Consider the following 15,580-nt stretch of genomic DNA (forward strand, 5'->3'; position numbering starts at 1 on the left):
GCCCTTCTTGACGGCGTCGTTAAGCAGCGCGAGCGCTGCCGTGGTGCCGTGCGTGCCCACTTGGTCGAGGCCCATGTGCTCCAGGATGTGCGCGACGGAGTCACCCAGCTCTGCGGTGGGAGCAAGGGAGAGGTCAATGATGCCGAACGGGACACCGAGGCGCTCCGAAGCCATTTCACCCACGAGCTGGCCGGCGCGGGTGACCTTGAAGGCCGCCTTCTTGACCTCTTCGGCGACCTCGTTGAGGGTGGCGCCCTCAAGGGAGCCGAGCGCGCGATCGACCACGCCCGGGCCCGATACACCTACGGAAACGACGCAGTCCGGTTCCTCAATGCCGTGGAAGGCACCGGCCATGAAGGGGTTATCGCCCACGGAGTTGGAGAAGATCACGAGCTTGGCGCAGCCGATGGCGCTGCGCTCCTTGGTGAGCTCGGCAGCTTCCTTGATGATGCGTCCCATCTGTGCCGCAGCATTCATGTTGATGCCGGCGCGGGAGGAAGCGATATTCACCGAGGAGCAGACCAGGTTTGTCTCTGCCAGGGCTTCCGGGATGGAACGGATAAGCGCCTTTTCGGCGGTCGTTGCGCCCTTTTCGACGAGCGCGGAGTAGCCACCGACGAAGTCAACACCGGTCGCTGCGGCAGCGCGATCCAGCGCGCGGGCAACGTCCACGGGGTTTCCTTCGATACCGGCCACGATGAGCGCGATGGGGGTGACAGAGATGCGCTTGTTGACAATCGGGATGCCGAGCTCGGCCTCGATTCCCTCGCACACCTCAACCAGGTGTGCGGCGCGGGATGTCACGAGGTCGTACACGGCCTCGGCGGTGGCTTCCATAGTGGAGCGGGTGCAGCCGAGCAGCGAAATGCCCATAGTGACGGTGCGGATATCGAGACGGTACTTCTCGATCATCTCGATGGTGTCGAGAATGCTGGCGGTATTGAAGCGGTTAAGCATGACTGGTTATCGTCCCTAAATCTCGTTCATTGCGGTGAACAGCGCTTCCGACTGCACGCGAATGGATTGCTTGATGGACTCACCGACGGTGTTCATCCGCTCCTGGAGCTGCTGGATGCTGACCTCGTTCTCATCGAATTCGACGCGCAAGATCATGGTGAAGTACTCAGACATGAGCGTCTGGGAGACGTCAACGATATTGACGTTAAGTTCTGCGAGGGCGGTGGACACGGCGGAGATAATGCCGGTGTTATCGACACCGGTAACAGTCATGATGGCGATCATGGTTTGATTGTAGCCTGTGGGTTTTTCCATCTGCCCTGGGGTCATGCAGAGAAGATGGCGGGCGCGTACGGTGGCGCACATGACTGATGCGACAACAACTGCACGCAAGAAGGTTCTGTACATCGGCGGCCACGGAAAGGTTGGGCTTTTGGCGGCGCCAAAGCTTGTCGACGCCAACCTCACCGTCCATTCCCTTATCCGTAACCCCGACCAGGTTGCCGACATTGAGGCCCTTGGCGCCACCGCAGTGGTGCGCGATCTCACCGAGCTTTCTGTTGAGGACTGGGCAGAGCTTTTGGCTGACTATGACGTCGTCGTCTGGGGCGCCGGCAACGGCGGCCGCGCCGGCGCAGAGGTGACGTGGGCAGTCGACCGCGATGCGGCACTCGCTTCCATCGCTGGCTTGGAGAAGCTAGCGGAGGAGGGAAAGCACACCCCGGCCTACGTGATGATTTCCTATATGGGAGCTACGGAGAACACGACCGATCCTTCCGATGAGTCGTGGTACGCCTACGTGGAGTCCAAGAAGGCCGTAGACAATAAGCTGAATTCGACGGATCTCAACTACCTCATTCTGGGTCCTGCAGCGCTCACGGAAGAGCCTTCCCAGGGCATCACTGTGCTCGATAGCGATGCCGAGCGCACCAGCGATATGACGACTTCCCGGGAGCTTGTCGCCGAGGTTGTCGCTGAGGTTGCTCGCCGCGATAGCTTCCCGGCCTCGCCTCTGGAGTTCATCGATGGTGAAGGCAGCGTTAAGGACATCTAGGATGCAGGAGACGCCGCGGCGTTAAGGCCAGCACTTACTTGCTCGCGGGTCAGACCGTTGTGCAAGCTCGCCTGGCGAAAAGGTTTAGTAGCGAGGTGGGCGGCGATGTACCACCCCGTGGTGTGCTCGAAGGTAGCTTGGCTTTGGAAGCGCACCACGGCAATACCTTGCTCGCGGAAGGCCCGGGGAGACGTGTGGGATTCAAACTCGTCGCTGATGATTTCTTGAACCGTGCCGTCGGGGAGGAAGAGGCGCACCTTGGCTTTGTAGTAGTACTCGGTGGGATCGGCATGCGGCACGTGCCGACCGGTCTGCCAGATCTCGCTGAGCAGAGCGGGATAGTACTCAATCCAGCCTTTTTCTGAGGCGGTGCCCAGCCGGCGTGCGCCCCACGTTGAACTGCGAATGGACCGAATCTGTCTCCCTGCCGCTACCACGAGCACGAGGACAAAGACTGCGACGGCCAATCCCTGCCACCCCGAGCTGATGGACGTATCTTCGCCGATAATGGCTGATATCGCGATAGCGAGTAGCACTACCGCCACGATGAGCTTGGTCCGCAGGTTCTTCCATCCAGATGTGGATCCACCCGGCAGTGGCCCAGCTGCGGCAATGGCGCGACCGACGGCAGCTGTTGTAGGAGAAGGGTTTGGCGAAGATACTTCCCTTAAGCTACGAGGAATGAGCCTTTCGGAGTATTCATGATCCGGAAAGTCGAAGGGGGCTATCGCTTGCTGAGACATTGTGGTGGGCTCCTGAAGAAGGTGGGGCGTCACGATGGCACGCTGTTGAGCGTTAACCTTTTACCCAGTTCTGCTCAGCAAAAGACAGCGCCGCCTCGATGTTCTTCTTGCGCAGACCATGCTGGAGTTCTAGTTGCGGTTTGTCCGAGTCGGCGCGGTATCCCACCACACTCCAGCCGTTATTGTGGTTGAAGTCAACGGTGGCGACAAGGGGGCCATCGGCGAGCAGCCGGCCGCGAAGCTTCAGCCAATTCGGGTTCGGAGCGATGAACTCCGCAGTCATGCCCTTTGTCAACGAGCCGTCTGGCTGCAAGATGAGTATCGGGGCGGTGTAATAGTAGTCGGTGTTGTCGTTGTAGTCGACGCGGCGCTTGTAGACGAGCTCCCCGATTAACGCAGGACGGTACTCAACCCACCCATTCGCCCAGGCGGTCCGCAACCTAGTTCTCCTTCCCCAGCGACCCCGCACGAGCATGACTCCGACAAAGATGAATACCAGTGCGGCAAGCCCGTTGATAATGCTGGCTATTGGTATCCCGCCGTTCGTTCCGTCTGCGCCCGGAAATAGGACAAAGAGGAATAGCACATGGAACACTGTGAAGAATAGGGACATGACACCCATGGAGATGAAGATGAATCCAAAGATGATCGCGCCGAGATTGGCTTGGCCGATCGGTCGCCCGACACTATTGATAGCTTCGCGTATACCGCTGCGGTCCACGTTAGGGTTCGGCTGCTGATCATGCTCCTTTAACTCCTTAGGCGCGAGGGAGCCTGCGCTGACTGCATCAAATTTCAGCGGTGACCGAGGCAATTGAATAGAAGATTGCGTCATGGATCACAGTGTAAAGGGGTTAGAGCTGCCTTTCTCGTCGGTTCAACACCTAATGGGGAGTAGGACCCGTGTTGGGCGGCGGGCCAACCAATCGAACAGCGGCTTAGCGCGCCCAATGCTGTTCGGCGAAGTGGAGAACGGCATCAACTTGGCGGCCGGTGAGTCCATTGGAGAGTTCCGCCTCTGAGCTCGTTCCGTCGGTGCGGTAAGCAGCGACGGTCCAGCCATTATTGTTCGCAGTATCCACGGTGGCGATTCGGGAGCCCTCTGCCAGTGCAGCGCCACGTGATCTCAACCAGTTCGGGTTGTTTGCGCGGAACTCACCGGACATGGCCTTCGCCAGTGTGCCGTCTGGTTGAAGGATCATGAGCGGCGCGGAGTAATAGAAATAGGTCCGTTCACGATCGTCGGGACCTTCGGTTTTGCTGCGCAGGTAAACCAACTCACCGATGAGAGCGGGACGGTATTCTACCCAGCCATTGCGCCACGCGGTGCGCAAACGCCGAGCTTGACCGATCTCCTTGAGGATGTTCCACAGGCTCACAGCGAGAAAGGTCGCGCTGAGGAAACACAAAATGATAGGGATTAACGAAAATATGCCGATGTCAGAGAAGCTGAATCGCGGAGGACCAAAATCACCAGCGAAGAAAGAGATCGACATCTTGCACATAAATAGTCCAACTAGACCTATGATGACCCAGACTGCCAGGTCGCTGAGCTTCAGGCGCCCAGGCTGGGGCCCAGCCTCCTCGATGACCTCGCGGATCCCTGAATTATCCATTCGGGGGTTCGGCTGAGCATCGTGGGCACGCTGTTCTTTCGGGGCAAGCCGGGGTGTGGCGTTCAGACTAATTCCACACTGCGTCCGCGGAAGCTGTAGGGGAGTATGGTCCATGCGCCACAGTGTAGCGTCAACCACACTCCGGCACTGAGTGTTAAGCGCTTAGTGATCGGCGTGTGGGCCACGAATCGATTGCTCTACTAAGGACAACACCTGTTCTAGATTCTTCGTGTCCCCGAGGGCCAGGCGGTTGATAAAACCGTCCATGAAGGTCTCCAGATAAGTTACGAGGGTATCGATGGAGACGTCGTCGCGCAGCCGGCCCTTCTCAGCGTTTGATTCCAAGCGCGCGCGAACCGCCTTATCCAAAACCTGCTGCTCTTCATGCCACCGAGCAGCGAAGGAGGGATCGGTGCGCAACATCGAGGTCACCGCGAGTCTGGTGGCGAGCCAATCGTGGCGCTCTGGGTGACGCAACATCTCGCTCATTACCTCAACGAGACCGTTGTTTGCTACAACCTCGGCTTCGCGGGCCGCGTCTTCCCGGGCCAGGGCCAAAAAGAGAGACTCTTTATCGCCGAAGTGGTGAAAGATAGCCCCGCGCGATTTGCCCGTGGCTTCTTCGAGGCGTCGAACCGTGGCACCTTCATAGCCGTGCTCAGCGAAGCATCTGCGTGCACCGACCAGAATGTCATGGCGGCGGCGGTTCAGTTCGGAGTCGCTCATAATCGGCATGGTTGGGGAAAGCTCCTTAAAGCACGGCTGGGGGTAGACAGGTGACAGAAGTATGAGGGGATGAGGGGGAGAGAAGCAGAAAGGCCAGCCAGCACTCGATGTTGCTAGCTGGCCTATCCGCCTAACTATGCAGGCCGCACCGTATCCGGGGAACCTGCATGGTGGGCAAGGGTGGTTTAGGCCTTGACCATCTGGCGCAGAACGAACTGCAGGATGCCGCCGTGGCGGTAGTAGTCGGCCTCACCAGGCGTGTCGATGCGAACCTTGGCATCAAACTCAACGGTCTCGCCGGATTCCTTGGTGGCGGTTACGTGAACCGACTTCGGAATGCCGCCCTCGTTGAGAGCCTCAATACCTTCGATGTCAAAGGTTTCGGTGCCGTCCAAGCCGAGGGACTCGTGGGACTCGCCCTCCGGGAACTGCAGCGGAATAACGCCCATACCAATGAGGTTCGAGCGGTGGATGCGCTCGAAGGACTCAGTGATGACAGCCTTCACGCCAAGTAGGTTGGTGCCCTTAGCAGCCCAGTCACGGGAGGAACCGGTGCCGTACTCCTTACCTGCCAGGACAACCAGCGGGATATCGGCTGCCTTGTAGTTCTCGCAGGCGTCGAAGATGAAGGCCTGCGGTGCGCCTTCCTGGGTGAAGTCGCGGGTGTAGCCACCAGCGACGTCGACCAGCTGGTTCTGGAGGCGGATGTTAGCGAAGGTACCGCGCATCATGACCTCGTGGTTACCACGACGGGAACCCAGGGAGTTGTAGTCCTGGCGCTCCACACCGTTGGCATCGAGGTACTGAGCGGCCGGGGTACCCGGCTTGATGGAAGAGGCCGGGGAAATGTGGTCGGTGGTCACGGAGTCACCGAGCTTAGCAAGAACGCGAGCGCCCTTGATGTCCTGAACCGGTTCCGGCTCAGTCGGCATGCCGTCGAAATACGGTGCCTTGCGGATGTAGGTGGAGTCCTCGTTCCACTTGAAGGTCTCGCCCTCCGGAACGTCCAGGCTGCGCCATGCGTCGTCACCCTTGAACACGTCGGCGTAGTCAGCCTCGTAGAGCTCGCGGGAGATGGCCTGCTGGATGGTGTCCTCGATCTCCTGCGGGGAAGGCCAGATGTCCTTGAGGAAGACATCGTTGCCATCCTGATCCTGGCCCAGCGGCTGGGTCTCGAAATCGAAGTCCATGGTGCCGGCAATAGCGTAGGCAATGACCATGATGGGGGAAGCCAAGTAGTTCATCTTGACGTCCGGGGAAATACGGCCCTCGAAGTTACGGTTACCGGAAAGCACCGCGGTAGCAGCCAGATCATGCTCGTTGATGGCGTTGGAGATCTCCTCCGGCAGCGGGCCGGAGTTACCGATACAGGTGGTGCAGCCGAAGCCGGAGAGGTAGAAGCCCAGGGCCTCCAGATCCTTCCACAGGTCTGCGCGCTGGAAGTAGCCATCGACAACCTGGGAACCCGGAGCACAAATGGTCTTAACCCACGGCTTGGACTTCAGGCCCTTTTCAGCAGCCTTACGTGCGATAAGACCAGCGCCGACCATGACGGACGGGTTGGAGGTGTTGGTGCAGGAGGTGATGGAAGCGATGGCAACCATACCGTGGTCCAGCGTGTACTCGCCGCCGTTCGGGGAGGTGACGGTCACCGGGTTGGACTGGCGGCCGGAGCTGCCCTTAGCAGCGGACTCACCCTCGCCTGCGCGGGATTTGTTCAGGCCACCGGTCACGTCAACGAGGGAGTTCTCGTCGCCGCCCTCGGCGGTCATGCGCTTGGCCTCAACGGTGGATTCGTCGACGACGACGTCACCGGAAGCGTAGGTTGGCAGGTCCTTACGGAACTGCTCCTTGGCCTCGGAGAGGAGGATGCGGTCCTGCGGGCGCTTCGGGCCAGCGATGGACGGCTTCACGGTAGACAGGTCCAGCTCGAGGTACTCGGAGTACTCTGCCTCCGGAGCATCCTGCTCCAGCCACATACCCTGAGCCTTGGCGTATGCCTCGACGCGGTCGATCTGCTCCTGCGGGCGGCCGGTGAGCTCGAGGTATTTGATGGTCTCCTCGTCGATCGGGAAGATTGCAGCGGTGGAGCCGAACTCGGGGGACATGTTACCGATGGTGGCGCGGTTGGCCAGCGGCACAGCCTTCACGCCGTTGCCGTAGAACTCAACAAACTTCTGAACCACGCCGTGCTGACGCAGCATCTCGGTGATGGTCAGAACCACGTCGGTAGCGGTCACGCCGGTCGGAATCTCGCCGGTGAGCTTGAAGCCCACAACGCGCGGGATCAGCATGGACACCGGCTGGCCCAGCATTGCGGCCTCTGCCTCGATGCCGCCAACGCCCCAGCCTAGGATACCCAGGCCGTTCTCCATGGTGGTGTGGGAGTCGGTACCAATACAGGTATCCGGGTATGCGAGACCGTCGTTGTCGAAGACCACGCGGGAGAGGTACTCAATGTTGACCTGGTGGACAATACCGGTTCCCGGGGGGACAACGCGGAAGTTGGAGAAGTTCTCAGCACCCCAGCGCAGGAACTGGTAGCGCTCCTGGTTGCGCTCGTACTCGATCTCCACGTTCTTCTCAAGGGCCTCGGTGGAGCCGAAGGCTTCGACGATGACGGAGTGGTCAATAACCATCTCGGCCGGGTTGAGCGGGTTCACCTGGTCCGGCTTGCCACCGAGTGCGGTGATAGCCTCACGCATGGTTGCGAGGTCCACCACGCAAGGGACGCCAGTGAAGTCCTGCATGAGAACGCGGGCCGGGGTGAACTGAATCTCAGTATCCGGCTCAGCGGACGGATCCCAATTGGCCAAAGCGTTGATGTGATCCTTGGTTACGTTCTTACCGTCCTCGTAGCGCAGCTGGTTCTCAGCCAGAACCTTGAGGGAGTACGGAAGCTTCTCCAGGCCCTCGACTGCGTTGATGTCAAAGTAGTCATAAGACTTACCGTTGACCTCAAGAGTCTTCTTGGCGCCGAAGGAGTTCAGGCTTTCAGTCATAAGGAGCTCCATTCCTTGCTTTTCGCTTGTGGGTTATCGAACACTTGTCGAGGGTTCGTCGAACTATCCGACTAGCACTGACCTTTCAGGAGGCCAAGCGTGTCGACGATCTTTGAACGCGCATGTTCTCTAATACATTGTAGATGTAAGAACCCTCGGTCGACACCACTATAACAGTACGCGCGTTCTGTTTCATCCATTTCGGGGGTAGCGGCGCGTCGCGAAGCTTGCCCGGGTCCGGCGGTTTAGGCTCGACCACGAATCTGGGGAACCGAAGCGCTACAAGACAACGAGGAGTGGCAGATGATCCCGGCGGACGTAAATGTAGACGATATTGCCGCACAGCTGTCAGCCGACGGCGTTGCCTTCTCTAATCCGGAGCTGGCGCTTGACGACGGCCTCCAGGCCCACATCTCAGCCTCATTGCAACCCGGACACGGTATCGCAGTGGTTGACGTCTTCCCGGAGAAGATTCCGGATCTCCGCGACTTAGCGACAACCCTCCAGCAACAGACAGGGCTAGACACCGTCATCCTGCAGGCGCCCATGAAGGTCTCCGCGGTGAGCAATTCTTATGACCGCGCAACCTTGGAGGCGGCCGAAGATGCGTTGCCAACCGGTCTCGATCAGGTCACGCTGCTCAATGATTTCTATGCCACCGCTGACCATTTTTCAGCACCATGGGGAATCATTCTGGGGCTCCTTTTCTGCCTCGCTTCGGCCGTCGGATGGATAGCCTTCCGCGCGTCTGCTCGGCACAATTTGATCGCCGAAAAATAGGCGGAATAACTACGGCGCGCACTTCGCTACTCGTTGGGGCCTGACGGCAGGGGAGTGGGGAAGTGGCAAAAGTCAACCACTATCCCTTTACTTTCGAAGCGGGGGAGTGGTTTGCGTCGCGCGCCGAACGGCAAGTTATCCGTGATTGCGGGGCTTGCCAGGCCGTGAAATTTCACCGAGGGTCAAATGGCCCGCTAGAGCATCGTGCCCCAGTCCGACATGAAGGACGGATGTAGCAATCTGGGGCAATCACGAGAGCGGTCGGTGAGACAAGCCTCAAGGCGTGACGCCACACACGCACTGACAGGCCGACTTGGAAACAGACCTTGGGAGCGGGCGTTACCTAAAAGTGACAAACATCACAATCACACCTTGGTAACAAAGTCATTGCAGGTTAGGTGCTCCTGTCATGCCCTGTGGCCGCACGTGGCTGATGTGAAAGTTGAGGAAAGTGTGCGAGATGGCGTGTCGGTGACGTATGGTTCACGTATCGACTCACGGGTTGACTATTGCTCCATACGTTCATGGACCAAGCCTTGACTCTCAATTGATTTGTCGCACGGGTATGTGGGGAAGCACGCCACGAGCGAAGGGAACAGTTGGGGTTCACCGCCTGGTGGATGAACGTCGTGTCGCTGCTGACGCGAGTAGCAGAACAGTTTGCTCGAGGCAGTCGGTACCAGTGTTCAACTTTTAAAAATCGAAACACCTACCTTCCGAGTGGAAGAGGCTTCACACACTTCATTGTGCGCGTCTTTGTAGCGGGCAAGAAGCGGCCGTATGCTCTTCCGGTTTCCGGTTGGGTGCCAGCCATGGAGGCGGGCACTTGTGCCATGTGGGCGCGAGTTGCTGCTTTCACGAGCGCGGCGTCCAGCGAGGAGGAACCGTGAGAGACGTGGCCCTCAGCCAGAGGTGTGCCCCTTCGTCGTCGGATCGCGGCTAGTCCTAGGCGTACTCGCTATCGAGCGAGGGACGCTCTGCAACTGGAAGATTGGGTCGGCGGTCTGATGAGACGTTGGTGCATACACAGCGCCCGCGCAGTACCTTTAGTGTCTCCGTTGTTGGCAGGACACAGTGCCCTTTAGGGGCACGAACGCAGGAATACTCCTGCCTGCGCCAGGACGTACATGCCTCGTTCGACCACTCTTGTTCGCGTATCCATCACCGCTTCATCAGCCTCGAAGGCGTAACTCTAGGAAGCGTACGGCTTTCCTTAGGCACGCATGCAACCTTTCAGCTTCGAAGTGGTGGGGGAGGCGACGCACCCCGCAGTACCTACTCGATATTGGCGAAGAAGCAACCTCAAGTCCCAGCGACGTTTTCTGCTGCCGCATCCGGCTTCGCCCAGCCATGAGGAAATACTGTAGGGATGCACAACTACATGGGTAGGTGTCTAGGAGATAACTCTCGTGGCCACCACATCATCCTTCGGCTTCCGGCGCTTCAAAGCAGCCTTCGCTGCTATTGCGACCACTGCAGCCTTATCTACTGCCTCCTCGCTCACTCCTGCAGTGGCGGCGGAACCTGAGCAGCTCAACATTGACTCCCTGCTATCCTCCGATAATCCGTCCATCGCTGACCTCGCCGGCGCTATCGCGCAGATCGAGGAACGTATCGCTCAAGCTGAAGCGGCCATCGGTATCCAACGCGAATCTGTGAACCGGGCGCTCGTCGATCTCAACGACGCTCGGACCAAGGCGGCCCAGGCACGCCAGGGGACCACGACGGCGCGCGAGCAACTCGACGCCGCGCAGGCGGATGTCGCGGATGCGCAAGCAAAGTTGGACGAGGTCTCACGTTCGGCCTACCGCCGCGCCAATACCTCCGACACCGTTGCGCATGCAGCAGGTAAGGATGCCCGCTCGGATATGCTTGAGCGTCAGTCCTATCTACGTTCACAATCCGATAAGCAACAGGCCGTGTTGCGTGACTTGGAAAAGCAGCGGACGGAAAAGGCCAATAAGGAATCTCAGCTGCGTAAGACCCAGCAGCTTGCTGAGGAGCGCGCAGACCGGGCCGCCGATGCCGAGACCGCGGCACGCGATCAGCTCACCGCCTCCGAAGCCTCCATCAAGGATTCGGCATCCGAGCGCGATGATCTTCTCTCACAACTCTCCGCTCTCCATAAGGCCCTCAATCAAGCTAAGGGGGTTGACGAAAATGAAGTGTCAACCCCTGAGGCTGGAACAGAGGTCAACGATGGAGCGTTGACTTCGGAGGTGCAGAGCGATACGCAGGACGCCACCGAGGCCACCGACGACGCCGATGAGCCCACGGTAGTCCCGTCCGAGCCCGCCAACACAACGACTGCCGCCGAGTCCACGACCAACGCACCGGCTGGCCCTTCGGCCTCTGATGCCAAGACTCCTACGCTCCAAGCACAGCGCTCGACCCCTGCGGCCTCTGCGGAGGAGATGAAGGAACTTTCAAGCGCTGCAAACGCGGTTGCTTCGGATCCAAACGTGCAGGAGCTGTCTTCTACTCGCGCAACGGGCTCTGAGAAGAAGGAGACAGGGCAGCCCCGAGGCGGCAGCTCTTTTGATCCGGGTGACATCGATCCTGAGACTGTTGCCCTCGGCATCGGCGTAGTTGGAACCGTCGCCTCGATGGTGGCGGCGTCCCAGCCTAACCACAACAACAGCTTGACCCAGGACGAGATCGACGCGCTTGTGCAGGGCTCTTCGAAGCTGTTTGCTCTTCAGGGCGAAGGCGAGAGCACGGGGTCCACGGCAGCGGGATCCACCGAGACGTCGACGAGCGAATCGGCATCCACAACCACGGCCACTGAGGACGAGGATTCTCTTGCCTCCGATGTGTCCGGCGTCCTAGAAGAGCTTGATACCACCGACAGCGTGACCAAGGAGGCATCGGCAACGCTGGGCGACGCCTCCCGCGAAGCAAAGATCGAGACCGTGATTGAGCGCGCCACCTCCCAGGTCGGAGTTCCGTATGCGTGGGGCGGCGGTGACGCAAATGGCCCTACCAAGGGCATCCGTGATGGAGGCGTTGCAGACTCCCACGGTGACTACAACAAGGTTGGTTTCGACTGCTCGGGTCTGGTTCTGTATGCCTTCGCGGGTGTGGGTATCTCCTTGCCGCACTACACCGGTTACCAGTACCAGAAGGGAACGAAGATTTCTCCGAGCGAAATGGAGCGCGGCGACCTTATCTTCTATGGCCCGAACGGCAACCAGCACGTGGCGATCTACCTTGGTGATGGCACCATGGTTGAAGCTCCCCAGTCTGGCCAAAACGTCAGTATCACCCCAGTACGCCAAGGCGGCATGGCCCCCTATGCCGTGCGCCTGATCTAACAAGGCGCGTTGCTAGACTGGGCTGTATGACTGACACACTGCGTACTGCCCAGGGCAACGCCCACAGCACCGATTCGGTGCCCTCCTCATTTGACGCCCTCCTCGTTCTTTCTTTCGGTGGCCCGGAAGGAAACGAGGAGGTTGTTCCATTTTTGGAGAATGTAACCCGCGGCCGTGGCATTCCCCGTGAGCGCCTCGAAGAGGTAGGGGAGCACTACTTTCATTTCGGCGGCGTGAGCCCGCTCAATGCACTGAATCGAGAGATCATCGACAATATCTCGGCAGAGCTTTCGGATCGCGGACATAATCTGCCGGTCTATTTTGGCAACCGTAACTGGCATCCCTTTGGGACAGAGGCCGTTGACCAGATGGCAGCGGACGGAGTGCGCAGCGTCGCCGTGTTTGCCACCTCGGCCTGGGGCGGCTACAGCGCCTGCCGGCAATACAACGAAGACATCGTTGCCCTGCGTCAGCACGTTGAGGATAAGAACCTTCCAGACATAACCTTCACCAAGCTGCGCCAGTTCTTCGATCACCCGAAGTTTGTAGAGGAAATGGCTGCCGCTGTCCGGGAGGCCTACACGCAGGTTCCGGACGACAAGCTGGCTAGCACTCGCATGCTCTTCACCGCGCACTCAGTGCCCACGGCACACGATGCGGTTGGAGGTGACGAAGGGGATAAACATATTTACTCCCGCCAGGTGGCGGAGGCCTCTCGCCTCGTCGCCGAGGCCGCCGGCGTTAAGGACTATGACCTCGTGTGGCAATCGCGCTCTGGTAACCCGGCCACACCGTGGCTGGAACCAGACATCGTAGACCACACCACACGGATCCACGAAGAGGAAGGCGTCGACGGCGTCGTCGTCTGTCCCATCGGATTCATCTCTGATCACATGGAGGTGATCTGGGATCTCGATTCCGAGCTCAAGCAGGCCGCCGATGCGATGGGCGTCAGTGTCTACCGCACCCGCACCGCCGGGCCGTCTGAGCGCTTTGCATCGCTGATCGTGGATCTGATCGAGGAACTAGAGCAGGGCAGTGTGCCCGCGTCCCTCGGCGAGGTCACAGTGCAGGGGTGCACGGTCAACGGCGAGCCCTGCGCCGATGGTTGCTGCGATATTTGGTCGCTGCGCAAGCCTCACTAGCGTGCGAATTCGCTTAACGCGTAGGCCACTCCCGCCATGCGCGCTTGGCGGATGTGGCGCCACAGGCGCAGAAGCTGCGGATCGAGGCTGTGGTCTTGGACTCGATCAGTCACCGTCTCGATAATGGCAGCAACCCGGTCAGCCCGAGCAAAGAGCTTTGCCGCACGCCCCGGCACCGCTGAGGGCAAGCCCGGGGTGTCGTAGAAGTCGCTCAGCGTACCTACGGTCAGCCGCGGGTTGGGGAGAGCATCGCTGCGATACCCCGTTGCTTCGATGAGAGAGGCCGATTCATTCGTTGCAGTGCTCAGCAGCGCATCCGCTTCTCCTGGGCTCAGCCACGCGGGCGAGGGCAACGGGTCCGTTTCCTCAATCACCGTCCACCGCGTCACACCTGCGATGTAGGTGGGGATAAGCACTAAATTCCTATCAGGATCGTTGGTGCGCACAACGATGGCGCCGGCCGGGTTTTCGACCGCAGCTTGAGCGGACTCGGATCCCGCCGGAAGAGCCGGCGCTTCGCCGGGCCCAGAAAGGACCAGCCGCAGCAATGGCTCGCGTTCACCGCGCTCGATGATCGCGGCCGACTCGCGCCTTAGAAGTGACATAACATTAACGAAAGGCTTACCGTCAGCGGCTACTTGCTCGCCGCCAAGCTCAGTGAGAGCGTCGAGGAAGTCATCGGTAGATTCCTGGCCCCACAACCACGCTCCAAGCCACACGGCAACGTTTTGTAGAGGGGACCAAACTTCGGCGCGCATATCCATGGCTGGACAGTGTAGACGATAGGGTAGACCGCTATGAGCTTGAATTCCCGGGACCCCTATGGCGGCGATATTTTTGCCGGACATGCACGCAACAAGAAGACGGAGTACCCCGAGGTACCCGCAGAACCAGGCATGGTGGTCGAGGTTCGCGGTGATGATTTTGTGGGAGCGGTCTTAGGCGTTGACAAGACCGTGTGGGGCCCAGTAGTGCGGCTCGAGGATCGGCACGGAAACGCACGTGTCTTCAAACTCGTCAAAGGTGGATTTTTATTGGAGGGACAGCCGGTTACGCTGACCCGCTACGTCGAAAAGCAAGCACCCCGCAAGTCCAATTCAGGATCACGCCGCGTGGAAAATGTGGAAGCGAAGGTAGCCGCGCCATCACGCATTTGGGTCGAGGGCATCCACGATGCCGCCATCGTGGAAAAGGTGTGGGGCCACGACCTGCGCGTGGAAGGTGTGGTCGTCGAATACCTCGAAGGTCTGGACAACCTCGAGGAACGTCTCGCCGAATTTCAGCCGGGCCCTGCACGCCGCGTAGGGGTTTTGGCGGATCACCTTGTCGAAGGATCGAAGGAGACGCGGTTGACGCAGACGGTCGGCGAGCACGTGCTCGTTACCGGGCATCCCTTCATTGATATCTGGGCAGCAGTCAAACCTGAGCGCCTCGGGCTGCGAGCCTGGCCGGACGTGCCCTTTGGAGAGGACTGGAAGACTGGCATCTGCCGCCGTGTTGGATGGTCTGACCCTAAGGAAGGCTGGAGCCGCGTCTACAACGCCGTGACGTCATTCCGGGATCTGGATTCCACGCTGATCGGTGCGGTAGAGCGGCTCGTGGACTTCGTCACCACACCGGAGCTGAGCAAAGAGGATTTACTCTAATCCGCATTTGCTCGGTCGATGAGGTTGACCGCCAGCTGGCAGCCGGCGGTCTCTGCCGCCCAGCCCGCAGCTTGCAGGCGTTGGGACATCGCCTGTTTGGATATGCCCAGTTCTTCAGCGGCCTCATTTTGGTTCAGCCCGCCGCGTACCAGCGAGGTGGCCTCGCGGCCCTCCATCGTGCGCTTGTTCAAGACAAAGCCTAAAAGGGCGAAGGCCGCCGCAATATCCTGCGCTTGCTGTGCCCGCCCGCGACGATCCACCTTGGCGTAGACGTGCCCCGCACGAGCGGAGCCTTTGACCGCGGCGGTAGCCACCGCCCGAGTTTCGGCGTCACCGGCCCCTTGGCCGGGGATAACTCCGATGCCGATGGCCCAATCACCGTCCGCGAGCAGCGCCATCACAACATCGCAGACTGCGGAAGAAGAATAGGCCACGGCGCAGATATCCTCGACACCGAGAACCTCGAATTCACCAATGCCTTCCAGGGTGGACAAGGCAGCGGCGGAGCGTTGAACCAAATCAGCTCGGCGTACCGAGCGGCCGCGGTAACGGGCGTGGACTGCTAGCACAGTGCGGGACTCCTTCCAGAGAGAAACA

The 15,580-nt window shown here is 59.7% G+C and carries 14 protein-coding genes; 5 read left to right on the top strand and 9 right to left on the bottom strand.

The window, feature by feature from the left end:
- Together HMPREF2635_RS00335 and HMPREF2635_RS00340 are read right to left on the bottom strand one after the other, a co-directional pair.
- A partial coding sequence (locus tag HMPREF2635_RS00335; RefSeq protein ID WP_070821066.1) for a DUF711 family protein occupies nucleotides 1–957 on the bottom strand: 957 nt, incomplete at its 3' end.
- A 15-nt stretch (nucleotides 958–972) separates the two neighbouring features.
- Nucleotides 973–1,242 (bottom strand): ACT domain-containing protein, encoded by a 270-nt coding sequence (locus tag HMPREF2635_RS00340; RefSeq protein WP_010186707.1) that lies wholly within the window; start codon nucleotides 1,240–1,242, stop codon nucleotides 973–975.
- A gap of 79 nt (nucleotides 1,243–1,321) precedes the next feature.
- Here HMPREF2635_RS00340 and HMPREF2635_RS00345 point away from each other — a divergent pair, with 79 nt between their 5' ends.
- Nucleotides 1,322–2,011, top strand: coding sequence for an SDR family oxidoreductase (locus HMPREF2635_RS00345; RefSeq protein ID WP_070821067.1), 690 nt, complete (start codon nucleotides 1,322–1,324; stop codon nucleotides 2,009–2,011).
- Here the strand turns inward: HMPREF2635_RS00345 and HMPREF2635_RS00350 are convergent.
- From HMPREF2635_RS00350 to can, 5 genes are all read right to left on the bottom strand, one after another.
- A complete protein-coding gene (locus HMPREF2635_RS00350) occupies nucleotides 2,008–2,754 on the bottom strand; it encodes a hypothetical protein (RefSeq protein WP_070821068.1) in 747 nt (248 codons plus the stop codon). The genes HMPREF2635_RS00345 and HMPREF2635_RS00350 overlap by 4 nt on opposite strands.
- 52 nt (nucleotides 2,755–2,806) lie before the next feature.
- On the bottom strand, nucleotides 2,807–3,589 hold the full coding sequence (locus HMPREF2635_RS00355; protein WP_070821069.1) for a hypothetical protein: 783 nt from the start codon (nucleotides 3,587–3,589) through the stop codon (nucleotides 2,807–2,809).
- Between the two features lie 103 nt (nucleotides 3,590–3,692).
- Nucleotides 3,693–4,484 (bottom strand): hypothetical protein, encoded by a 792-nt coding sequence (locus tag HMPREF2635_RS00360; RefSeq protein ID WP_070821070.1) that lies wholly within the window; start codon nucleotides 4,482–4,484, stop codon nucleotides 3,693–3,695.
- A gap of 48 nt (nucleotides 4,485–4,532) precedes the next feature.
- Nucleotides 4,533–5,105 carry a TetR/AcrR family transcriptional regulator gene (locus HMPREF2635_RS00365; RefSeq protein ID WP_049157671.1) on the bottom strand — a complete coding sequence of 191 codons (573 nt, stop codon included), beginning with the start codon at nucleotides 5,103–5,105 and terminating at the stop codon, nucleotides 4,533–4,535.
- Nucleotides 5,106–5,281: 176 nt separating this feature from the next.
- The gene (gene can, locus HMPREF2635_RS00370; protein WP_204370977.1) at nucleotides 5,282–8,098 is read right to left on the bottom strand and encodes an aconitate hydratase; all 2,817 of its coding nucleotides are present in this window, start codon (nucleotides 8,096–8,098) and stop codon (nucleotides 5,282–5,284) included.
- A 303-nt stretch (nucleotides 8,099–8,401) separates the two neighbouring features.
- On the opposite strand from can, the gene HMPREF2635_RS00375 reads away from it, so the two are divergent.
- The 3 genes from HMPREF2635_RS00375 (at nucleotide 8,402) to HMPREF2635_RS00385 (ending at nucleotide 13,337) form a co-directional block, all read left to right on the top strand.
- Complete coding sequence (locus tag HMPREF2635_RS00375; RefSeq protein WP_070517797.1) at nucleotides 8,402–8,878, top strand: Rv1476 family membrane protein; 477 nt, start codon at nucleotides 8,402–8,404, stop codon at nucleotides 8,876–8,878.
- Nucleotides 8,879–10,287: 1,409 nt separating this feature from the next.
- Nucleotides 10,288–12,192 (top strand): DIP1281 family NlpC/P60 protein, encoded by a 1,905-nt coding sequence (locus tag HMPREF2635_RS00380; RefSeq protein WP_070821071.1) that lies wholly within the window; start codon nucleotides 10,288–10,290, stop codon nucleotides 12,190–12,192.
- A gap of 26 nt (nucleotides 12,193–12,218) precedes the next feature.
- A complete protein-coding gene (locus HMPREF2635_RS00385; RefSeq protein ID WP_046649131.1) occupies nucleotides 12,219–13,337 on the top strand; it encodes a ferrochelatase in 1,119 nt (372 codons plus the stop codon).
- Here HMPREF2635_RS00385 and HMPREF2635_RS00390 read toward each other — a convergent pair.
- Entirely contained in the window at nucleotides 13,334–14,101 is a 768-nt protein-coding gene (locus HMPREF2635_RS00390; protein ID WP_049157678.1) for a hypothetical protein, read from the bottom strand. The two genes, HMPREF2635_RS00385 and HMPREF2635_RS00390, sit on opposite strands and share 4 nt — an antisense overlap.
- A 33-nt stretch (nucleotides 14,102–14,134) precedes the next feature.
- Here HMPREF2635_RS00390 and HMPREF2635_RS00395 point away from each other — a divergent pair, with 33 nt between their 5' ends.
- On the top strand, nucleotides 14,135–14,983 hold the full coding sequence (locus HMPREF2635_RS00395) for a DUF3097 domain-containing protein (RefSeq protein ID WP_046649133.1): 849 nt from the start codon (nucleotides 14,135–14,137) through the stop codon (nucleotides 14,981–14,983).
- On the opposite strand, the gene HMPREF2635_RS00400 is transcribed toward HMPREF2635_RS00395, so the two are convergent.
- Nucleotides 14,980–15,552: a hypothetical protein gene (locus HMPREF2635_RS00400; protein WP_046649134.1), complete on the bottom strand. Its 573-nt coding sequence runs from the start codon at nucleotides 15,550–15,552 to the stop codon at nucleotides 14,980–14,982. The genes HMPREF2635_RS00395 and HMPREF2635_RS00400 overlap by 4 nt on opposite strands.
- Between the last annotated feature and the right edge of the window lie 28 nt (nucleotides 15,553–15,580).

The sequence above is a fragment of the Corynebacterium sp. HMSC035E02 genome, from assembly GCF_001836065.1.
Lineage (GTDB): Bacteria > Actinomycetota > Actinomycetes > Mycobacteriales > Mycobacteriaceae > Corynebacterium > Corynebacterium hiratae.

Bases quoted from the DNA above. Each gene is read 5' to 3' on its own strand.
- HMPREF2635_RS00390 (WP_049157678.1), bottom strand. From the start codon at position 14,101: ATGGATATGCGCGCCGAAGTTTGGTCCCCTCTACAAAACGTTGCCGTG.
- HMPREF2635_RS00365 (WP_049157671.1), bottom strand. From the start codon at position 5,105: ATGCCGATTATGAGCGACTCCGAACTGAACCGCCGCCGCCATGACATT.
- HMPREF2635_RS00360 (WP_070821070.1), bottom strand. From the start codon at position 4,484: ATGGACCATACTCCCCTACAGCTTCCGCGGACGCAGTGTGGAATTAGT.
- HMPREF2635_RS00395 (WP_046649133.1), top strand. From the start codon at position 14,135: ATGAGCTTGAATTCCCGGGACCCCTATGGCGGCGATATTTTTGCCGGA.
- HMPREF2635_RS00385 (WP_046649131.1), top strand. From the start codon at position 12,219: ATGACTGACACACTGCGTACTGCCCAGGGCAACGCCCACAGCACCGAT.
- HMPREF2635_RS00340 (WP_010186707.1), bottom strand. From the start codon at position 1,242: ATGATCGCCATCATGACTGTTACCGGTGTCGATAACACCGGCATTATC.
- HMPREF2635_RS00345 (WP_070821067.1), top strand. From the start codon at position 1,322: ATGACTGATGCGACAACAACTGCACGCAAGAAGGTTCTGTACATCGGC.
- HMPREF2635_RS00375 (WP_070517797.1), top strand. From the start codon at position 8,402: ATGATCCCGGCGGACGTAAATGTAGACGATATTGCCGCACAGCTGTCA.
- can (WP_204370977.1), bottom strand. From the start codon at position 8,098: ATGACTGAAAGCCTGAACTCCTTCGGCGCCAAGAAGACTCTTGAGGTC.
- HMPREF2635_RS00350 (WP_070821068.1), bottom strand. From the start codon at position 2,754: ATGTCTCAGCAAGCGATAGCCCCCTTCGACTTTCCGGATCATGAATAC.
- HMPREF2635_RS00355 (WP_070821069.1), bottom strand. From the start codon at position 3,589: ATGACGCAATCTTCTATTCAATTGCCTCGGTCACCGCTGAAATTTGAT.